The organism is Myroides sp. LoEW2-1 (assembly GCF_009767705.1).
In the GTDB taxonomy this organism is placed as follows: domain Bacteria; phylum Bacteroidota; class Bacteroidia; order Flavobacteriales; family Flavobacteriaceae; genus Flavobacterium; species Flavobacterium album_A.
The window spans coordinates 1-335 of the sequence record NZ_WSPP01000131.1; the positions used below are offsets into that span (position 1 = coordinate 1).

Sequence of the window (335 nt, forward strand, 5' to 3'; positions counted from 1 at the left end):
GCTGGAAATCCAATTCCGTATTATATCAACGCTACTTCGGATTTCTTAGAAATAGTTAAAAATAATGAAACTATTCAAAAGGAAATTACAAAAGTAGTTAATACAGGTGGAGGTACTGACCCAGGTACACCAGAACCAGTTGACCCAACAAAACCAGATCCTAACTCATATGGTAACGTTTACTATGGTGACGTAAATAAAGATGGTAACCCGATCTTATATACTGTAAATGATGGTAAAACTTATGCAATTGACATTTCTCAAAATATTCTTAATGAGATTACAAATAATCAAGATATCATTGAGAAGTTAAAAGAGCAAACTACTGTAGTAGT

Annotated in this window: 1 pseudogene; it reads left to right on the top strand. The window is 32.5% G+C overall.

Annotated features, from left to right (window positions below):
* Window positions 1-335: pseudogene (locus tag GOQ24_RS08685) on the top strand (hypothetical protein); the annotation flags it as partial.